This is a genomic window from Herbiconiux sp. VKM Ac-1786 (genome assembly GCF_015350805.1).
In the GTDB taxonomy this organism is placed as follows: domain Bacteria; phylum Actinomycetota; class Actinomycetes; order Actinomycetales; family Microbacteriaceae; genus Herbiconiux.
The window spans coordinates 1,366,516-1,382,927 of the sequence record NZ_JADKSG010000001.1 but is presented as its reverse complement, the minus strand read 5'-3'; the positions used below and the strand labels follow the sequence as shown (position 1 = coordinate 1,382,927).

The window sequence follows — 16,412 nt, the reverse complement described above, 5'->3', positions numbered from 1 at the left end:
CGCACCCAGGTCGTGATCGTCCGTCATCTCAGCCTCACCGACTTCCGCAACTACCGCACCGCGGAGGTGGGGCTGGAGCCGGGCGCGAACCTGTTCGTGGGCCGGAACGGTCAGGGCAAGACGAACCTCGTCGAATCGCTGGGGTACCTCAGCACGCTCGGCTCGCACCGGGTCTCGAACGATCAGGCCCTCATCCGCGCGGGTGAGGACGCCGCGATCGTCCGGGCCCGGCTCGAGCACGAGGGCCGGGAGCTGCTCGTCGAGCTGCAGCTGAACCGCTCGGCGGCGAACCGCGCGCAGGTCAACCGCGCGGCGATCAAGCCCCGCGAGCTGCCGCGGTACATCTCCACCGTGCTGTTCGCGCCGGAGGACCTGGCGCTGGTGCGGGGCGAGCCGTCCACCCGGCGGCGGTTCGTCGACGCCCTGCTCGGGGCGAAGGCACCGCGCCTGCTCGGGGTGTTCGCCGACTACGAGCGGGTGCTCAAGCAGCGCAACGCCCTGCTGAAATCGGCACGGGCATCCGGTCTGAAGGATGCGAAGCTGAGCACCCTCGAACTCTGGAACGAGCGGCTCGTCGAACTCGGCTCCGAGATCATGGCCGAGCGGCTCGCGATCGTCGACGCGCTGGGGCCCTTCGTGCGCGAGGCGTACCAGGCGGTGGCGGGGTCGGATCAGGAGCCGACACTCGAGGTCGTGATGAGTGTGCTGTCCGAGCATCCGGAGACCGACGACGACGCCGTGGGCGACGCCACGACGAGCGCCGCCCCGGCACTGTCGCGCGAGCAGCTCGCCGAGGCCTTCCGCTCCGCGCTCGAGCGGGTGGCCCGGGCCGAGCGCGATCGCGGCATCACGCTGGTGGGGCCGCACCGCGACGATGTGCTGTTCCGCCTGAACATTCTGCCGGCCAAGGGGTACGCGAGCCACGGTGAGTCGTGGTCGTTCGCGCTCGCGCTGAAGCTCGCGTGCGCCGAGCTGCTGCGGGCCGACTCCTCGACGGGTGACCCGATCGTCATCCTCGACGACGTGTTCGCCGAGCTCGACCAGCGCCGGCGGGGGCGGCTGGCGGATGCGGTGAAGGACTACGAGCAGGTGCTCATCACGGCCGCGGTGTACGACGACGTGCCCGAGGCGCTGACGGCGCACACCGTGCGCATCGAGGCGGGTGCGATCGTGGAGGCGCCGGACGCGCCGGACGCGCCGGAAGCGCCGGACGCGCCGGACGCGCCGGCGGACCCGGATGCTGCCGAGGCGCGAGATGCCTGAACCCACCCGCCGCAACCCCGAGTCGCAGAACGTCTACCTGCGCCTGAAGACCGCGTTCGGCGACCCCACCTCCCGGGCCGCCCGGTGGCGCGAGAAGAAGACGAGGGCCCGCGGCGACGACGAGGCGAGCGTGCCCTACGGCGTCGGCCGCGACCCCAAGGGCCTTGGCGACGTGATGTCGGGGCTCGCCGGCGAGCTCGGCTGGGGATCGTCGCTCGCGAAGAGCGACCTGCTGCTCGCCTGGACCGAGATCGCCGGGCCCGAGACCGCCGAGCACAGCCGGCCGATCGGCATCACCGACTCGGTGCTGACGGTGCAGTGCGACTCGACGGCCTGGGCGACGCAGCTGCGGCACATGCGGGTGCTGATCATGACGACGATTGCTCAGCGGTTCCCCGAGGCCGGCATCGAGTCGATCCGCTTCGAAGCCCCCCACGCCCCGTCGTGGAAACGGGGCTCCAGATCGATTCCAGGGCGGGGTCCTCGCGATACCTACGGTTGACGGGGCAAATATGGTCACGGCTGTGGAGAAATCTCCTCTACGGGGCGTCTGACCGCTTTTTCCCATCCCGGGTTTGATAGAATTAAGGGTCGCCTGCCCGGCCGTTGGGCGCGGCACTGAGGAGCCCATTTCCATATGTCTGAATCGGACAAGGTCCACCCCGACAACGAGTACGGCGCCGACCAGATCCAGGTTCTCGAAGGCCTCGAAGCGGTGCGCAAGCGCCCCGGCATGTACATCGGCTCGACAGGGCCTCGAGGCTTGCACCACCTGGTATACGAGATCGTCGACAACTCCGTCGATGAGGCGCTCGCCGGCTACGCCACCCACATCGAAGTGGTCATGCGCAAAGACGGCGGCATCACCGTCACCGACAACGGCCGAGGCATCCCGGTCGACATCCATCCCGTGCAGAAGAAGTCGACCGTCGAGGTCGTCCTCACCATCCTGCACGCCGGTGGAAAGTTCGGCGGTGGCGGCTACGCGGTCTCGGGTGGTCTGCACGGTGTGGGCTCGTCGGTCGTGAACGCGCTGTCGAGCGAGCTCGACGTCGAGGTGCGCCGTCAGGGCAGCGTCTACCGCCAGAGCTACAAGATCGGTGTGCCCCAGGCCCCCCTCGAGAAGGGCGAGTCGACCACCGAGACCGGCACCCGCATCACCTTCTGGCCGAACGCCGACATCTTCGAGACCGTCGAGTTCGACTACGAGACGCTGCGTGCGCGCTTCCAGCAGATGGCCTTCCTGAACAAGGGCCTCGCCATCAAGCTGACGGATGAGCGGGATGGCGAATCGGGCGACGAGGAGGAGACCTCGGTCACCTACCTCTACGAGAACGGTCTGAAGGACTACGTCGAGTACCTCAACCGCTCGAAGAAGGCCGACCTCGTGAACGAGGAGATCATCTCCTTCGAGCAGGAGGACACCGAGCGCAAGATCGCACTCGAGGTGGCGATGCAGTGGACGACGGGCTACACCGAGAGCGTCCACACCTACGCCAACACGATCAACACGCACGAGGGCGGCACCCATGAGGAGGGCTTCCGCGCGGCGCTCACCTCGCTGGTGAACCGCTACGCGCGTGAGAAGAACATCATCAAGGAGAAGGACGACAACCTCTCCGGCGACGACGTGCGCGAGGGTCTGACGGCCGTCATCTCGATCAAGCTCGCCGAGCCGCAGTTCGAGGGCCAGACGAAGACCAAGCTCGGCAACACCGAGGCGAAGGCCTTCGTGCAGAAGGTCGTCGGCACCGAGCTCACCGACTGGTTCGACCGCAACCCGGTGCAGGCGCGCGACATCATCCGCAAGGCCATCCAGGCCTCGCAGGCCCGCCTCGCCGCCCGCAAGGCTCGCGAGCAGACCCGCCGCAAGGGCCTGCTCGAGGGCGGCGGCATGCCCGGCAAGCTGAAGGACTGCTCGAGCCGCGATCCCGCGAAGAGCGAGATCTTCATCGTCGAGGGCGACTCGGCCGGCGGCTCCGCCATCCAGGGCCGCAACCCCGAGACCCAGGCCATCCTGCCGCTGCGAGGCAAGATCCTGAACGTCGAGAAGGCGCGCCTCGACCGGGCCCTCGGCAACAACGAGGTGCAGGCGATGATCACGGCGTTCGGCGCCGGCATCGGCGAGGACTTCAACCCCGACAAGGCGCGGTACCACAAGATCGTGCTGATGGCCGATGCCGATGTGGACGGCCAGCACATCACCACGCTGCTGCTGACCCTGGTGTTCCGCTACATGCGCCCGCTGATCGAGCTCGGCTACGTCTACCTCGCGATGCCGCCGCTCTACCGCCTGAAGTGGTCGAACTCGCCCCACGAGTACGTCTACTCCGACGCCGAGCGCGACGCGCTGCTGGTCGACGGACAGGCCGCGGGCAAGCGGATGCCCAAGGAGAACGGCATCCAGCGCTACAAGGGTCTCGGCGAGATGGACTACCGCGAGCTCTGGGACACCACGATGGACCCCGACACGCGCACCCTTCGCCAGATCACCCTCGACGACGCGGCCGCGGCCGACGAGATCTTCTCCACCCTGATGGGCGAAGACGTCGAGTCGCGCCGCAACTTCATCCAGAAGAACGCCAAAGACGTGCGCTTCCTGGACATCTGACCCTTCGATCGAGACTGACACATGACTGACGAAATCACTCCGCCCGCCGGCGATCGCATCGAGCAGGTCGATCTCCAGCTGGAGATGCAGCGCTCCTACCTCGACTACGCGATGAGCGTGATCGTCGGGCGCGCCCTGCCCGACGTGCGCGACGGGCTGAAGCCCGTGCACCGCCGCGTGATCTACGCGATGTACGACGGCGGCTACCGCCCCGACCGCGCGTTCTCGAAGTCGGCCCGCGTGGTCGGCGAGGTGATGGGTCAGTTCCACCCGCACGGCGACACGTCGATCTACGACACCCTCGTGCGTCTCATCCAGCCCTGGAGCCTGCGCTACCCGCTGGCCCTCGGCCAGGGCAACTTCGGCTCGCCCGGCAACGACGGCGCCGCCGCCCCCCGGTACACCGAGACGAAGATGGCCCCGCTCGCGCTCGAGATGGTGCGCGACATCCAGGAAGAGACCGTCGACTTCCAGGACAACTACGACGGCCGCACGCTCGAGCCCGTCGTGCTGCCGAGCCGCTTCCCGAACCTGCTGGTCAACGGCTCGGTCGGCATCGCGGTCGGCATGGCCACGAACATCCCGCCGCACAATCTGCGCGAGGTCGCCGCCGGCGCCGTCTGGTACCTCGAGAACCCCGAGGCCTCCCGCGAGGAGCTGCTCGAGGCCCTGATGCAGCGCATCAAGGGCCCCGACTTCCCGACCGGCGCCCAGATCCTCGGCGTCAAGGGCATCCACGACGCCTACCGCACGGGCCGCGGCTCCATCACCATGCGCGCCGTCGTCAACGTCGAGGAGCTCCAGGGCCGCACCTGCCTCGTCGTCACCGAGCTGCCCTACCAGGTCAACCCCGACAACCTGGCCATCAAGATCGCCGACCTCGTCAAGGACGGTCGGCTCTCGGGCATCGCCGACATCCGTGACGAGACCTCGGGCCGCACCGGGCAGCGCCTCGTGATCGTGCTGAAGCGTGACGCGGTCGCCAAGGTGGTGCTGAACAACCTCTACAAGCACACCTCGCTGCAGGAGAACTTCGGCGCCAACATGCTGGCGATCGTCGACGGCATCCCGCGCACCCTCCCGCTCGACGGCTTCATCACCGAGTGGGTCGCGCACCAGATCGACGTCATCGTGCGGCGCACCCGCTTCCGCCTGCGCGAGGCCGAGGCCCGCATGCACATCCTGCGCGGCTACCTCAAGGCGCTCGACGCACTCGACGAGGTCATCGCGCTGATCCGCCGCTCGCCCACGGTCGAGGAGGCCCGCGACGGCCTGATGGAGCTGCTCGACATCGACGAGCTGCAGTCCCGCGCCATCCTCGAGCTGCAGCTGCGCCGTCTGGCCGCCCTCGAGCGCCAGAAGATCCAGGAGGAGGCCGAGGCGCTCCAGCTGAAGATCGACGAGTACAACGTCATCCTCGGCAGCCCGCAGCGTCAGCGCGAGATCATCACCGAAGAGCTCAGCGAGATCGTCGAGAAGTTCGGCGACGACCGGCGCACCGAGATCATGTTCGGCTTCGACGGCGACATGAACATCGAAGACCTCATCCCCGAGGAGGAGATGGTCGTCACCGTCACCCGCGGCGGGTACGTCAAGCGCACGCGCAGCGACAACTACCGCAGCCAGCACCGGGGCGGCAAGGGCGTCAAGGGCGCCCAGTTGCGGGCGGATGACGTGGTCGAGCACTTCTTCGTCACGACGACGCACCACTGGCTGCTGTTCTTCACGAACCGCGGCCGCGTCTACCGCGCCAAGGCGTACGAGCTGCAGGAGGCCGGACGCGACGCCAAGGGGCAGCACGTCGCCAACCTGCTCGCGCTCGCGCCCGACGAGCAGATCACGCAGATCCTCGACATCCGCGACTACAAGACCGCGCAGTACCTGGTGCTCGCCACCAAGGGCGGTCTGCTGAAGAAGACGTCACTGACCGAGTACGACACGAACCGCTCCGGCGGCATCATCGCGATCAACCTGCGCGACGACGACGAGCTCGTCTCGGCGCTGCTGGTCGACGAGGACAGCGACCTGCTGCTGGTGTCCAAGAAGGGCATGTCGATCCGCTTCACGGCGAGCGACGAGGCGCTGCGGCCGATGGGCCGCGCGACCTCCGGCGTCATCGGCATGAAGTTCCGCGGCGACGACTCGCTGCAGGGCGCCTCCGTCGTCTCCGACGAGGGATTCGTGTTCATCGTCACCGAAGGGGGCTACGCCAAGCGCACCTCGGTCGACGAGTACCGCGTGCAGGGACGCGGCGGACTGGGCATCAAGGTGGCCAAGCTGCAGGACGCACGGGGCGATCTGATCGGCTCCCTGATCGTCGGGGAGGACGACGAGGTCCTTGTGGTTCTTGCCAGTGGCAAGGTGGTACGCTCTGCCGTGGCCGAAGTTCCGGCCAAGGGACGCGACACGATGGGCGTGGTCTTCGCCCGCTTCGCGGACGATGATCGCATCATCGCGGTGGCCAAGAACACCGAACGCAACCTGGAGTCCGAGCTCGAGGCGGGTGCAGAACCCGTGTTGACCGAGGCACTCGAGGAGAGCGCAGACGCCGGGTCTGCGCCTGGAGAGGACGTAACGACGGATGAGTAATCTTGGCGACAAATTCGCGAAGAAAACGGCAAGAGTCGCCAACACCAAGCAGGTCCGGCTGAAGCTGGTCTACATCGACTTCTGGTCGGTGCTGAAGATCTCGTTCCTGCTCGCCATCATCCTCGGCATCGTGACCGTGGTCGCCAGCTTCCTGGTGTGGTCGGTGCTGAACCAGACCGGTGTGTTCGACTCGATCAACACGCTGCTGCAGGACATCGCGGGCGCCGGCAACTTCGACCTGTTCGACTTCGCGTCGCTTCCGCAGGTGATGGGCTTCTCGATCGTCGTGGCCATCCTGAACGTCATCGTCATCACCGCGCTCGGAGCGATCTGGGCCGCGCTGTACAACCTGGCCGTCCGGATCACGGGCGGCATCATGCTCGGCTTCACCAACAAGTGACGCCCGACCGGCTCGATTGTGTGATCGGGCACTGCGTAGGGTAATCTCTACCCTGGTCAAAAAAACGGGGCTATAGCTCAGGCGGTTAGAGCGCTTCGCTGATAACGAAGAGGTCCAAGGTTCAAGTCCTTGTAGCCCCACCCATAGATCCACTCCCCGAAAGGGGCCTTAGCTCAGTTGGTAGAGCGCCTGCTTTGCAAGCAGGATGTCGGGAGTTCGATTCTCCCAGGCTCCACTCGACGTGAACGTCGCAGCAGCTGAAACGAAGAAGCCCCCCACCGGTCGGTGAGGGGCTTCTGTCGTAGAGGGGCTGGGGTCAGCTCTCGGGGTTGGTCTCGGGCTCCGGGTCCTCGTCGGCGATCCAGAGCTCGTCGTCGGCGCGGAAGGTCTGCCAGAGGGCGTAGCCGACACCGACGAGGGCCACGACGCCGAGGCTGACGACGAAGGCCGTGCCGACCTTCGAGCCGCCCGACTTCGGGGCCGACTTCTTGACGGCCTTGCTGGCCTGCTTGACCTTCTTGCCGGCGTCCTTCAGGAACTCCGGGTTCTTCGAGGACTGCAGCACCGCTGCGGCGGAGCCGAGCGTCGAGGCGAGCGCGGGGACGACCTCGGAGGAGAACTGCTTCTTCACGGTCGAGCCGGCCACCTTGACCTCGGCGACCTTGCGGCTCACCGTGGGGGCGACGGAGTCGACAGCGCTCTTGACGCGGGGCTTGACCTGCTCCTCCGAGAGGTAGCCGGCCTGCTTGCCGGCCTCACGGATGATCGTGTTGGCACGGTCGAGCACATCCTGCTGGTCGAGCCACAGTTCTTCTGCCGAACCCTTCAGGCGCTTGAGCGCCTTGCGACGCTTGCGGGAAAGACTCATGGGAAACCTCCATCGGCGAAAGCACGGACAACTTCATCTTGGCACGCTCTGCACCGCGGCAGTAGTTCGCGGCCCTGATCATCCGCTCCCCATCGCCTGGACCTTCACTGGATGACGCGTGCCGATGTGACAGAATCGACCCATGCCCGCACACACCCATGTCGCCACCATCACCACCAACCACGGCCCCATCGTCGTGAACCTGTACGGTCACCAGGCTCCCAAGACCGTCAAGAACTTCATCGGCCTCGCCACCGGCGGGCTCGAGTGGACCGACCCCAAGACCGGCAAGCCCACCACGGCGCCGCTCTACGAGAACATCGTCTTCCACCGCATCATCCCGGGCTTCATGATCCAGGGCGGCGACCCGCTGGGCAACGGCACCGGCGGCCCCGGCTTCCGCTTCGACGACGAGATCAACCCGGAGCTCGACTTCACCGAGCCCTACATCCTGGCCATGGCGAATGCCGGCCTCCAGGGCGGCAAGGGCACGAACGGCTCGCAGTTCTTCATCACCGTCGGCCCGACCACCTGGCTGCAGGGCAAGCACACCATCTTCGGCGAGGTCGCCGACGACGCCTCGCGCCGCATCGTCGACAAGCTGGCCGGTGTGGCCACCGACGCCTACGACCGTCCGCTCGACGAGGTCGTGCTCGAGAACGTCACCGTCACCGAGGTCTGAGACCAGCACTGCTGACCCTCCGATGACGAGCGCCCCGGTCTCGGCCGACAACTACTGCTACCGCCACCCCGGCCGGCAGAGCTTCGTGCTCTGCCAGCGCTGCGGGCGCACCGTCTGCCCCGAGTGCCAGGTGCAGGCGGCGGTCGGTGTGCACTGCGTCGAGTGCGCGCGCCGAGACCGGGCGAGCATCCCCCGCCCGAAGCGCAGCCGCGCGTTCGCCCGGAGGCTGACCGGGGCCGACGCCCCCGTCGTCACCTATGCGCTGATCGCACTCTGCGTCGTGGTCTTCGGGCTGCAGCTCATCCCGGGGCTCGGTGTCACCAACGCCCTGCTCTTCGCCCCGGCGTACGTGCAGCCCGAGACCGGCGCCCCGCTCGAGCCGTGGCGCATGATCACGGCGATCTTCACGCACTCCACGGCCTCCCTGCTGCCGCTGCACATCCTGCTGAACATGTACTCGCTGTTCATCTTCGGCGGGGTGCTCGAGCGGATGCTCGGGAGGGGCCGCTATCTCGCGCTCTACCTGATCGCCGGTCTCGGCGGCTCGGTGGCGGTCGACCTGCTCGGCGACCCGATGCAGGGCACAGTCGGAGCGTCGGGAGCGATCTTCGGCCTGATGGGCGCCTTCTTCATCATCAACCGGCATCTGGGCGGCAACAGCATCCAGTTCGTGGTGCTGGTGGTGCTCAACCTCGCCTGGGGCTTCTTCGTTCCGGGCATCTCGTGGCAGGCGCACGTCGGCGGCATCGTCGCCGGCGGGCTGGTGGCGCTCGTCTACGTGCGCACCCGCAACCGGCGTCAGCGCACCGTGCAGATCGCCGGTGTCGCGGGCATCGCGGTGGCCCTGGTGGCCCTCACCGTGGTTCGCGCACTCGTCTGATTGCTAGAACGACTAACAGAGTTATCCACATTGTGGAATTCTCCACAGGAGTTTCCACATTGGGGATAATCACACCGGTGTAGTTCAGCGCCACCTGGTGGTCATGATGAAGCCGATGAAGGCGATGCCGAAGCCGATCAGGATGTTCCAGCTGCCGAGGTCGGGCACGGGGAACAGGCCCTGGCTCACGTAGAACACGATGATCCACAGCAGACCGACGATCATTAACCCGAACATGACCGGCTTGAACCAGACCGGGTTGGGCGCCTGTGCCGAATCGTCGGAGCTGGTGCGCTGGACGTCGCGGTTGCGACGGGCGAGGTCCTTCGTGGATGCTTTGTCTCGGGCCATGCCGATGATTCTAACGGGGATTCATCCCCCGTTCTCCACCGGTTCTCCACAGGCTGCCGCCTTCGTGGCCGCTGCCCAGCCACAACTCCTAGGATTGTGGGCATGACCGACAGCGTGCAGGGCGAGCTCCGGCGTCCGCGACGGCGCAAGCGCGGCCTGGTCTCCCGCATCGTCGGCGTCTTCGGCGAGCTGCTGATCACGGCCGGGGTGCTGGTGCTCCTCTTCCTCGGCTGGCAGTTCACGCTGAACGGCGTGATGCTGAGCAACCAGCAGGCCTCCGACGCCGATCAGCTCATCGACGGCTGGCAGTCCGGGGGCGACGACGCCGTGCCGGCTCCCGCCGCTCCGGCCACCGACGGCACGACCGCGACCCCGGCCTTCGCCTACGGCGAGCCCCCCGCCCCCGCCGGCGAGGCGGCACCCGGCGATGCCGAGGAGTTCGCCGTGGTCTACGTGCCGCGCTTCGGCTCCGACTTCAAGAAGACCATCGCCGAGGGCGTCGACCCCCGGTCGGTGCTGAACAAGGGCGGCGCCGGCCACTACACCTCCACGCAGATGCCGGGCGAGGTCGGCAACTTCGCGATCGCGGCGCACCGGGACGGCTGGGGCAGCCCGTTCCTGAAGATCAACGAGCTGCAGCTGGGCGACAAGATCTACGTCGAGACCCAGGCGGGCTGGTACACCTACACCTTCCGAGGTCTCGAGTACGTGACGCCCTACGGCGTCGGCGTGATCGACCCCGTGCCCCAGGTGCCGAACGCCGCACCGACCGACCGCATCCTCACCATGACGAGCTGCAACCCGCTCTACGTGGCGAGCGAGCGCATCATCGCCTACTCGGTGCTGACGGACTGGACGCCGAGGTCGGCCGGGGCTCCGGCCGAGATCTCCGGACTGGTGGGAGCCTGATGTACGCGACGCTCTGGCGACTGATCCCCGGGCCGGTCTGGCTGCGCATCCTGATCGTGCTCGTGCTGCTCGCGGCGGTGCTCTACCTGCTGGCCTTCTTCGTGTTCCCCTGGGTCGATCAGATGACGGCCCCCGCCCAGGAAGTGACGGTGGATCGATGACCCGCGTGCTCGTGATCGACAACTACGACAGCTTCGTCTACACGCTGAACGGCTACCTGCAGCAGCTCGGCGCCGAGACCGAGGTCGTGCGCAACGACTCCTTCGAGGCGTCCGACGCGGCCGAGACCATCGCGGGCTACGACGCCGTGCTCGTCTCTCCCGGCCCCGGCAAGCCCTCCGACGCCGGGGTCTCCATCCCGGTCGTGCTGGCCGCACTCGAATCGGGCACCCCGCTGCTCGGCGTGTGCCTCGGGCACCAGGCCATCGCCGAGGCGCTCGGCGCCACGGTCACGAACGCCGAAGAGCTCATGCACGGCAAGACCTCGGTCATCCGGCACGACGACGACCCGTTCTACGACGGCGTGCCCGACGGCTTCACGGCCACCCGGTACCACTCGCTGGCCGTGGTCGACGGCACGGTTCCCGACTCCCTCGTGGTCACCTCGCGCACCGACGGCGGCGTCATCATGGGCGTGCGTCACGTCACCGCACCGGTCTACGGCGTGCAGTTCCACCCCGAGTCGGTGCTCACCGAGGGCGGGTACCGGATGCTCGGCAACTGGCTCGCGACGGCCGGCCTCGCCGAGGCTCCCGAGCGCGCCGCCACGCTCAACCCGCTGCTGCGCGCGGTCTGACGCCGGCGCGCCCCGGCGGCGTCACGCTGCCGCAGGGCGGCGGCCCACGTCGTGAGCGGGCTCAGGCGCCGCTGCAGTAGAAGATCGTGATCGCCGACTTCTGAGCGGCGTCGCCCTCGCGGATCGACTGGCTCGACACCGGCTGGCTCACGCCCGGGCTCTGCGGGGTCGCCGCGCAGCCCGGATCGGGCTGCACCGTGACCTCGAGCTGCAGGCCGGCGAGGGTCGTCTGCGCGTCGGTGTAGGGCTCACCGGTGACGTCGGGCACCGAGACGAGCCCGGTCGAGACGACCAGGTCGATCGTGTCGCCCGCGAAGCCGCCGGTGCCGCCCTCGGGATCGGTGCGGATGACGATGTCCGACGGCACGTCGGGGGAGTTCTCCTTGACGGTCTGGCCGACCGAGAAGCCGGCCGTCGTGAGCGCCGTGCTCGCATCCGTCGCCGACTGACCGCTGACGGTGGGCACCGTGACCGACTGGCGGCCCTGCGACACCCGCACGTCGATGACCGTGCCCGGCCCGACGATCGTGCCGGCGGGCGGGTCGGTGTCGACGACCTGGCCCGCGGGCACGGTGTCGCTGTAGACGTCGTAGCGCGCGGTCACCAGGTCGAGCTGCTGCAGCGTGGCGTCGGCCGCCTCGTAGCTCTGCCCGGTCATGGTGGGGATCTCACGCGAGGTGGAGGGCAGGGTGTCGGTGGGGGTGAGCGTCAGCACCCAGAACACGATCGCCACGAGGATGACCGCGACCGAGACGACGCCCGCCCAGATCCAGACCACCGGGGGCCGGGACTGCGTGCGCACCGAGTACTCGTCGTCGCCGGCGAGCTGGGTGAGCGCGGAGTCGGTGCCCTGCGTGAGGCTCGGCGGCGCTCCGAAGAGGGAGGACTGGAAGTCGTCGGCCGGCACGCGCTTCGACGGGATCTTGCCCGCGCCGGCGATCTGCAGGTCGGTGCGGAACTCGACCGCGTTCTGGAACCGCGCGAAGCGGTCCTTCGCGAGGGCGTGCAGCGTGACCTGATCGATCGCCGGCGACACCTGCGCGTTGATCGTCGACGGCGCGACCGGCATCTCGCTGACGTGCTGATAGGCGACGGCGACGGGGGTCTCGCCCTTGAAGGGCGGCTGGCCGGTGAGCATCTCGAACAGCACGACACCGGTGGAGTAGAGGTCGGTGCGGGCGTCGACCGACTCGCCACGGGCCTGCTCGGGCGAGAAGTACTGGGCGGTGCCGAGGATCGCGGTGGTCTGCGCGACGGTCGCCGAGGAGTCGGAGATGGCCCGGGCGATGCCGAAGTCCATCACCTTGACCTGGCCGCCGTGCGTGATCATCACGTTGCCCGGCTTGATGTCGCGGTGCACGACGCCGGCGCGGTGCGAGTACTCCAGCGCGGTCAGGATGCCCTCGGTGATGCGGATCGCCTCGGCCGAGTCGACCGGGCCCTCCTTGATCACGTCCTTGAGCAGCTTGCCCTCGACGAACTCCATCACGATGAACGGCACGATGCCCTCGAAGCCACCGGCTTCGGCCACCCGCTCCTCGCCGGCGTCGAAGACGCGCACGATGGTGGGATGCGCCATCCGCGACGCGGCCTGCGCCTCCTGGCGGAAGCGGGTGCGGAACACCGGGTCGCCGGCGAGCGAGGACTTCAGGAGCTTGATGGCCACCTGACGGCCGAGCCGCTCGTCGCGCCCCGAGTAGACGTTCGACATGCCACCGCGCCCGATGAGCTCGCCGATGCGATACCTCCCGGCGAGGAGGCGGGTGTCGTCGGTCACAGGTGCTGCTCCACGGGGATCGTCAAACGGACAGGTGTCGAGGTCAGGCTACCGGTCGAGCTCAACCTTCGGGCGTCTCGGTGGGCTTGGGCGTCGGGCCGCCACCGGAGATCGAGAGGGTGAGTGCCGGCGAGAAGCCCGAGGCCGAGCCGGAGCAGGTGACCTGGTATTTGATCTCGATGGTCGAGGTCTCGGCACCCGTCGCCGTGAACTCCGCGCTCGTGGCGGTTCCCGGCTCGGCCTGCAGCGTGGCGTTGGTGGCCTGCAGCGTGTACCCGTCGAGCGTGGTGCCCGAGGGGCAGCTGTAGGACGACCAGGAGACCGTGAAGTTCTCACCCGGTTCGACGCTGCCCGAGTTCGTGGTGGGCGCCGAGGTGGGCGAGTCGGGCACGATCACGTCGCCGTAGACGGTGAGCTGGATGGTCGTGCCAGGGTCGACGTTGCCGACGGGGGTGGCCTGGTAGACGACGTCGACCTGGTCGGCGGAGGGGGCGGCGTTGCCGACCACGCGGCTGGCCGAGAGGCCCATGCCCTCCAGGATGCCCGAGGCGTCGGCGAACGACTTGCCCTTCAGCTCGGCCTCGGAGACCGGGATGCGGGTGTTCGACGGCGTGGGCGTCGGAGCCGTCGTGGTGGGGGCCGCCGAGGTGGGCGGCGCACTCGTGGGCGTGGTCGCGGGGACCGCGTTGCCGCCGCCGTTGTTCTGGAACAGCACGGTGACGAGCGTTCCCACGCCGATGACCAGCAGGATGATGATCAGCACGATGAGCGGCCAGGTCCACGGGCTGCGCTTCTTCGGGGCCTCCTCGACCGCGTCGGTCTCGGGATCGCTCGGGAACAGCAGCGGGTTGGCCGCGGCCGCGGCCGCACCTCCGGCGGCACCGGCACCCGCCGCGGCGAGCACGGTGGTGGCCTGGGTGGCGTCGTTGTTCGTCGGCATGACGGTGGTGGCCGAGGTGGGGGGCAGCGGCTCGTCGCCGAGCACGGCGGGCACGGCGGCGGCGGCCGAGGCGATGTCGCCACGACGCAGCGCCATCGCGGCGCGCGCCAGGGCGCCGGTCGAGGACGGGCGGTCTTCGGGCTTCTTCGCGATGCAGGAGAGCACGAGGTTGCGCACCGGGGTGGCGATCGTGGTCGGCAGGTCGGGCGGGGTCTCGTTGATCTGCGCCATGGCGATCGCGACCTGCGACTCGCCCGTGAACGGGCGCTTGCCCGCCAGGCACTCGTAGGCGACGATGCCGAGCGAGTAGATGTCGGTGGTGGGGGAGGCCGGCTGACCGCTCGCCTGCTCGGGCGAGAGGTACTGCACGGTGCCCATGACCTGACCGGTCGCGGTCAGTGGAACCTGGTCGGCGATGCGGGCGATGCCGAAGTCGGTGATCTTCACGCGCCCGTCGGGCGTGATCAGCAGGTTGCCGGGCTTGATGTCGCGGTGCACGAGGCCCGCGGCGTGCGCGGCCTGCAGGGCCAGCGCGGTCTGCGCGACGATGTCGAGCACCCGGTCGGTGGAGAGCACGTGCTCGCGCTCGAGGATGGTGGAGAGCGCCTCACCGGGCACCAGCTCCATCACGAGGTAGGCGCTGCCCTCCTCCTCGCCGTAGTCGAAGACGTTCGCGATGCCCTCGTGATTGACGAGCGCGGCGTGCCGGGCCTCGGCGCGGAAGCGCTCGAGGAAGCCCGGGTCGCCCAGGTATTCGTCTTTCAGGATCTTGATCGCGACGGTGCGGCCGATCACGAGGTCGGTCGCCTGCCAGACCTCGCCCATGCCGCCGATCGCGATGCGATTCGACAGCTCGTACCGGCCCCCGAAGGTCACCCCTGCTGTGGGTCTCATTTACTCAGCACCGCCTCTAGTACTCGTTTCGCGATCGGCGCGGCCAATTCGTTGCCTGTGCCCGATTGGCCCAGCCCACCGCCGTCTTCCACGACCACAGCGACGGCGACCCGAGGGTTGTCAGCCGGGGCGAAACCGGTGAACCACAGGGTGTAGGGATCGTCTTCCCCGTTCTCTGCGGTGCCGGTCTTACCAGCCACACTGACGCCGTCTATTCTTGCATTAGTAGCCGCGCCGTTATCGACCGCCTCGACCATCAGCTTCGAAAGTTCCGAAGCTGTTACATCGGTCAGTGGGGTCGAGAATTCCTTCGCCTCGAAGCTCTGCAGCACGCTCAGATCGGGGGCCCGGATCTCGTCGATGAGATCGGGCGTCATGATCGTGCCGTCGTTGGCGACCGCGGCCGAGAGCATCGCGACCTGCAGCGGCGTGGCCACGTCGCTGCCCTGGCCGAAGGCCGAGAGGGCGAGCTGCGCGTCGTCGAGGCCGCGGGGGTACTCGCTGGTCGAGACGTCCATCGGGATGGACAGCTCGCTGCCGAAGCCGAAGGCGTTCGCCATGTCGCCGAGCGAGGACTCGCCCATCTCGATGCCGAGCTCGGCCATCGGGATGTTGCAGGAGAGCACGAACGCGGTCGCGATGGTGACCGTGTCGCCGCCGCCGCAGGTGCCGCCGCCGGCGTTCGCCACGGTCGCGTCGCTGCCGGGCAGGGGCAGCCGCGCGAGGTTGGGCTCGGTGTGGTCGACCGGCAGACCCGAGTTCTGCAGCGCGGCCGAGGTGGTGACGATCTTGAACGTCGATCCGGGCGGGTTCAGGTCGTTGATGGTCTTGTTGATCAGCGGGTCGCCCGGGGCGGCCAGCAGCTGGTCGTAGGTGTCGAGCACCTGCTGGCTGTCGTGCGCGGCCAGGCTGTTCGGGTCGTAGTCGGGCTTGGAGACCATGGCCAGGATGCGCCCGGTCGACGGCTCGATCGCCACGACGGCGCCCTGGTAGCTGCCGAGCGCGTCGTAGGCGGCCTGCTGGACGACCGGGTCGATCGTCAGCTCGACCGACGCGCCCTGGGGGTTCTTACCCGTGACCAGGCGGTCGAGGTACTCGAGGAACTGCGAGTCGCTGGTGCCGCTGAGGTAGTCGTTCATCGACTGCTCGATCTGGCTCGAGCCCTGGCCGAGCGTGTAGTACCCGGTGACCGCGCTGTAGAGCGGGCCCTGCGGGTAGCTGCGCTGGTACTTGAACTCGTCACCCGTCGGCACCGAGACCGCGATCGGCTGGCCGTCGACGAGGATCGGCCCGCGCTCCACGTCGTAGCTGGCGTAGATGGTGCGGGCGTTCCGGGCGTCGCTCGCGAGGTTGTCGGCCTGGAAGAACTGGATCAGCGTCGTCGAGACGAGCAGGGCCAGGAACATCACGAACACGACGATGCTCACGCGCTTGAGTTCTCGGGTCACGGCC

15 protein-coding genes and 2 tRNA genes are annotated in these 16,412 nt (G+C 68.2%); 12 read left to right on the top strand and 5 right to left on the bottom strand.

What is annotated here, in order from left to right:
• The first annotated feature begins 12 nt into the window (after positions 1-12).
• From recF to ITJ64_RS06865, 7 genes are all read left to right on the top strand, one after another.
• Positions 13-1,263: a DNA replication/repair protein RecF gene (gene recF, locus ITJ64_RS06895; RefSeq protein ID WP_194679958.1), complete on the top strand. Its 1,251-nt coding sequence runs from the start codon at positions 13-15 to the stop codon at positions 1,261-1,263.
• Positions 1,256-1,765, top strand: a complete 510-nt coding sequence (locus tag ITJ64_RS06890) for a DUF721 domain-containing protein (protein WP_194679957.1) — start codon at positions 1,256-1,258, stop codon at positions 1,763-1,765. The genes recF and ITJ64_RS06890 overlap by 8 nt, the downstream gene beginning before the upstream one ends.
• 135 nt (positions 1,766-1,900) lie before the next feature.
• Positions 1,901-3,874, top strand: coding sequence for a DNA topoisomerase (ATP-hydrolyzing) subunit B (gene gyrB / locus ITJ64_RS06885; protein WP_194679956.1), 1,974 nt, complete (start codon positions 1,901-1,903; stop codon positions 3,872-3,874).
• Between the two features lie 21 nt (positions 3,875-3,895).
• Positions 3,896-6,463, top strand: a complete 2,568-nt coding sequence (gene gyrA / locus ITJ64_RS06880; RefSeq protein ID WP_194679955.1) for a DNA gyrase subunit A — start codon at positions 3,896-3,898, stop codon at positions 6,461-6,463.
• Positions 6,456-6,863: a DUF3566 domain-containing protein gene (locus tag ITJ64_RS06875; protein WP_173182091.1), complete on the top strand. Its 408-nt coding sequence runs from the start codon at positions 6,456-6,458 to the stop codon at positions 6,861-6,863. The genes gyrA and ITJ64_RS06875 overlap by 8 nt, the downstream gene beginning before the upstream one ends.
• A 66-nt stretch (positions 6,864-6,929) precedes the next feature.
• A tRNA-Ile gene (locus ITJ64_RS06870) sits at positions 6,930-7,003 on the top strand.
• 22 nt (positions 7,004-7,025) lie between these two features.
• Positions 7,026-7,098: transfer RNA gene (locus ITJ64_RS06865), tRNA-Ala, on the top strand.
• 81 nt (positions 7,099-7,179) lie between these two features.
• Here the strand turns inward: ITJ64_RS06865 and ITJ64_RS06860 are convergent.
• Positions 7,180-7,731, bottom strand: a complete 552-nt coding sequence (locus ITJ64_RS06860; RefSeq protein ID WP_194679954.1) for a hypothetical protein — start codon at positions 7,729-7,731, stop codon at positions 7,180-7,182.
• Positions 7,732-7,873: 142 nt separating this feature from the next.
• Here ITJ64_RS06860 and ITJ64_RS06855 point away from each other — a divergent pair, with 142 nt between their 5' ends.
• Both ITJ64_RS06855 and ITJ64_RS06850 read left to right on the top strand, forming a co-directional pair.
• Entirely contained in the window at positions 7,874-8,413 is a 540-nt protein-coding gene (locus ITJ64_RS06855) for a peptidylprolyl isomerase (protein ID WP_194679953.1), read from the top strand.
• Between the two features lie 22 nt (positions 8,414-8,435).
• Positions 8,436-9,293, top strand: a complete 858-nt coding sequence (locus ITJ64_RS06850; RefSeq protein WP_194679952.1) for a rhomboid family intramembrane serine protease — start codon at positions 8,436-8,438, stop codon at positions 9,291-9,293.
• A gap of 84 nt (positions 9,294-9,377) precedes the next feature.
• On the opposite strand, the gene ITJ64_RS06845 is transcribed toward ITJ64_RS06850, so the two are convergent.
• Complete coding sequence (locus tag ITJ64_RS06845) at positions 9,378-9,644, bottom strand: cell division protein CrgA (RefSeq protein WP_194679951.1); 267 nt, start codon at positions 9,642-9,644, stop codon at positions 9,378-9,380.
• A 102-nt stretch (positions 9,645-9,746) separates the two neighbouring features.
• Between ITJ64_RS06845 and ITJ64_RS06840 the strand changes: the two genes are divergently transcribed.
• Genes ITJ64_RS06840 through ITJ64_RS06830 form a run of 3 tightly spaced genes read left to right on the top strand, consistent with a single transcriptional unit; the run spans position 9,747 to position 11,349 of the window.
• The gene (locus tag ITJ64_RS06840) at positions 9,747-10,553 is read left to right on the top strand and encodes a class E sortase (protein WP_194679950.1); all 807 of its coding nucleotides are present in this window, start codon (positions 9,747-9,749) and stop codon (positions 10,551-10,553) included.
• Positions 10,553-10,714 (top strand): hypothetical protein, encoded by a 162-nt coding sequence (locus tag ITJ64_RS06835; RefSeq protein WP_194679949.1) that lies wholly within the window; start codon positions 10,553-10,555, stop codon positions 10,712-10,714. Before ITJ64_RS06840 ends, ITJ64_RS06835 begins: the two co-directional genes overlap by 1 nt.
• A complete protein-coding gene (locus tag ITJ64_RS06830) occupies positions 10,711-11,349 on the top strand; it encodes an aminodeoxychorismate/anthranilate synthase component II (protein ID WP_194679948.1) in 639 nt (212 codons plus the stop codon). Before ITJ64_RS06835 ends, ITJ64_RS06830 begins: the two co-directional genes overlap by 4 nt.
• Positions 11,350-11,410: 61 nt before the next feature.
• On the opposite strand, the gene pknB is transcribed toward ITJ64_RS06830, so the two are convergent.
• From pknB to ITJ64_RS06815, 3 genes are all read right to left on the bottom strand, one after another.
• Positions 11,411-13,126, bottom strand: a complete 1,716-nt coding sequence (gene pknB / locus ITJ64_RS06825; protein ID WP_194679947.1) for a Stk1 family PASTA domain-containing Ser/Thr kinase — start codon at positions 13,124-13,126, stop codon at positions 11,411-11,413.
• 61 nt (positions 13,127-13,187) lie between these two features.
• On the bottom strand, positions 13,188-14,960 hold the full coding sequence (locus ITJ64_RS06820) for a serine/threonine-protein kinase (protein WP_194679946.1): 1,773 nt from the start codon (positions 14,958-14,960) through the stop codon (positions 13,188-13,190).
• Positions 14,957-16,408, bottom strand: coding sequence for a penicillin-binding protein 2 (locus tag ITJ64_RS06815; RefSeq protein WP_194679945.1), 1,452 nt, complete (start codon positions 16,406-16,408; stop codon positions 14,957-14,959). Before ITJ64_RS06815 ends, ITJ64_RS06820 begins: the two co-directional genes overlap by 4 nt.
• Positions 16,409-16,412: the final 4 nt, after the last annotated feature.

Excerpts from the sequence above, each read along its gene's own strand:
- ITJ64_RS06855 (WP_194679953.1), top strand. The coding sequence starts at position 7,874 with ATGCCCGCACACACCCATGTCGCCACCATCACCACCAACCACGGCCCC.
- ITJ64_RS06830 (WP_194679948.1), top strand. The coding sequence starts at position 10,711 with ATGACCCGCGTGCTCGTGATCGACAACTACGACAGCTTCGTCTACACG.
- ITJ64_RS06850 (WP_194679952.1), top strand. The coding sequence starts at position 8,436 with ATGACGAGCGCCCCGGTCTCGGCCGACAACTACTGCTACCGCCACCCC.
- ITJ64_RS06835 (WP_194679949.1), top strand. The coding sequence starts at position 10,553 with ATGTACGCGACGCTCTGGCGACTGATCCCCGGGCCGGTCTGGCTGCGC.
- ITJ64_RS06845 (WP_194679951.1), bottom strand. The coding sequence starts at position 9,644 with ATGGCCCGAGACAAAGCATCCACGAAGGACCTCGCCCGTCGCAACCGC.
- gyrA (WP_194679955.1), top strand. The coding sequence starts at position 3,896 with ATGACTGACGAAATCACTCCGCCCGCCGGCGATCGCATCGAGCAGGTC.
- ITJ64_RS06890 (WP_194679957.1), top strand. The coding sequence starts at position 1,256 with ATGCCTGAACCCACCCGCCGCAACCCCGAGTCGCAGAACGTCTACCTG.
- ITJ64_RS06875 (WP_173182091.1), top strand. The coding sequence starts at position 6,456 with ATGAGTAATCTTGGCGACAAATTCGCGAAGAAAACGGCAAGAGTCGCC.
- ITJ64_RS06820 (WP_194679946.1), bottom strand. The coding sequence starts at position 14,960 with ATGAGACCCACAGCAGGGGTGACCTTCGGGGGCCGGTACGAGCTGTCG.
- ITJ64_RS06840 (WP_194679950.1), top strand. The coding sequence starts at position 9,747 with ATGACCGACAGCGTGCAGGGCGAGCTCCGGCGTCCGCGACGGCGCAAG.
- gyrB (WP_194679956.1), top strand. The coding sequence starts at position 1,901 with ATGTCTGAATCGGACAAGGTCCACCCCGACAACGAGTACGGCGCCGAC.
- ITJ64_RS06860 (WP_194679954.1), bottom strand. The coding sequence starts at position 7,731 with ATGAGTCTTTCCCGCAAGCGTCGCAAGGCGCTCAAGCGCCTGAAGGGT.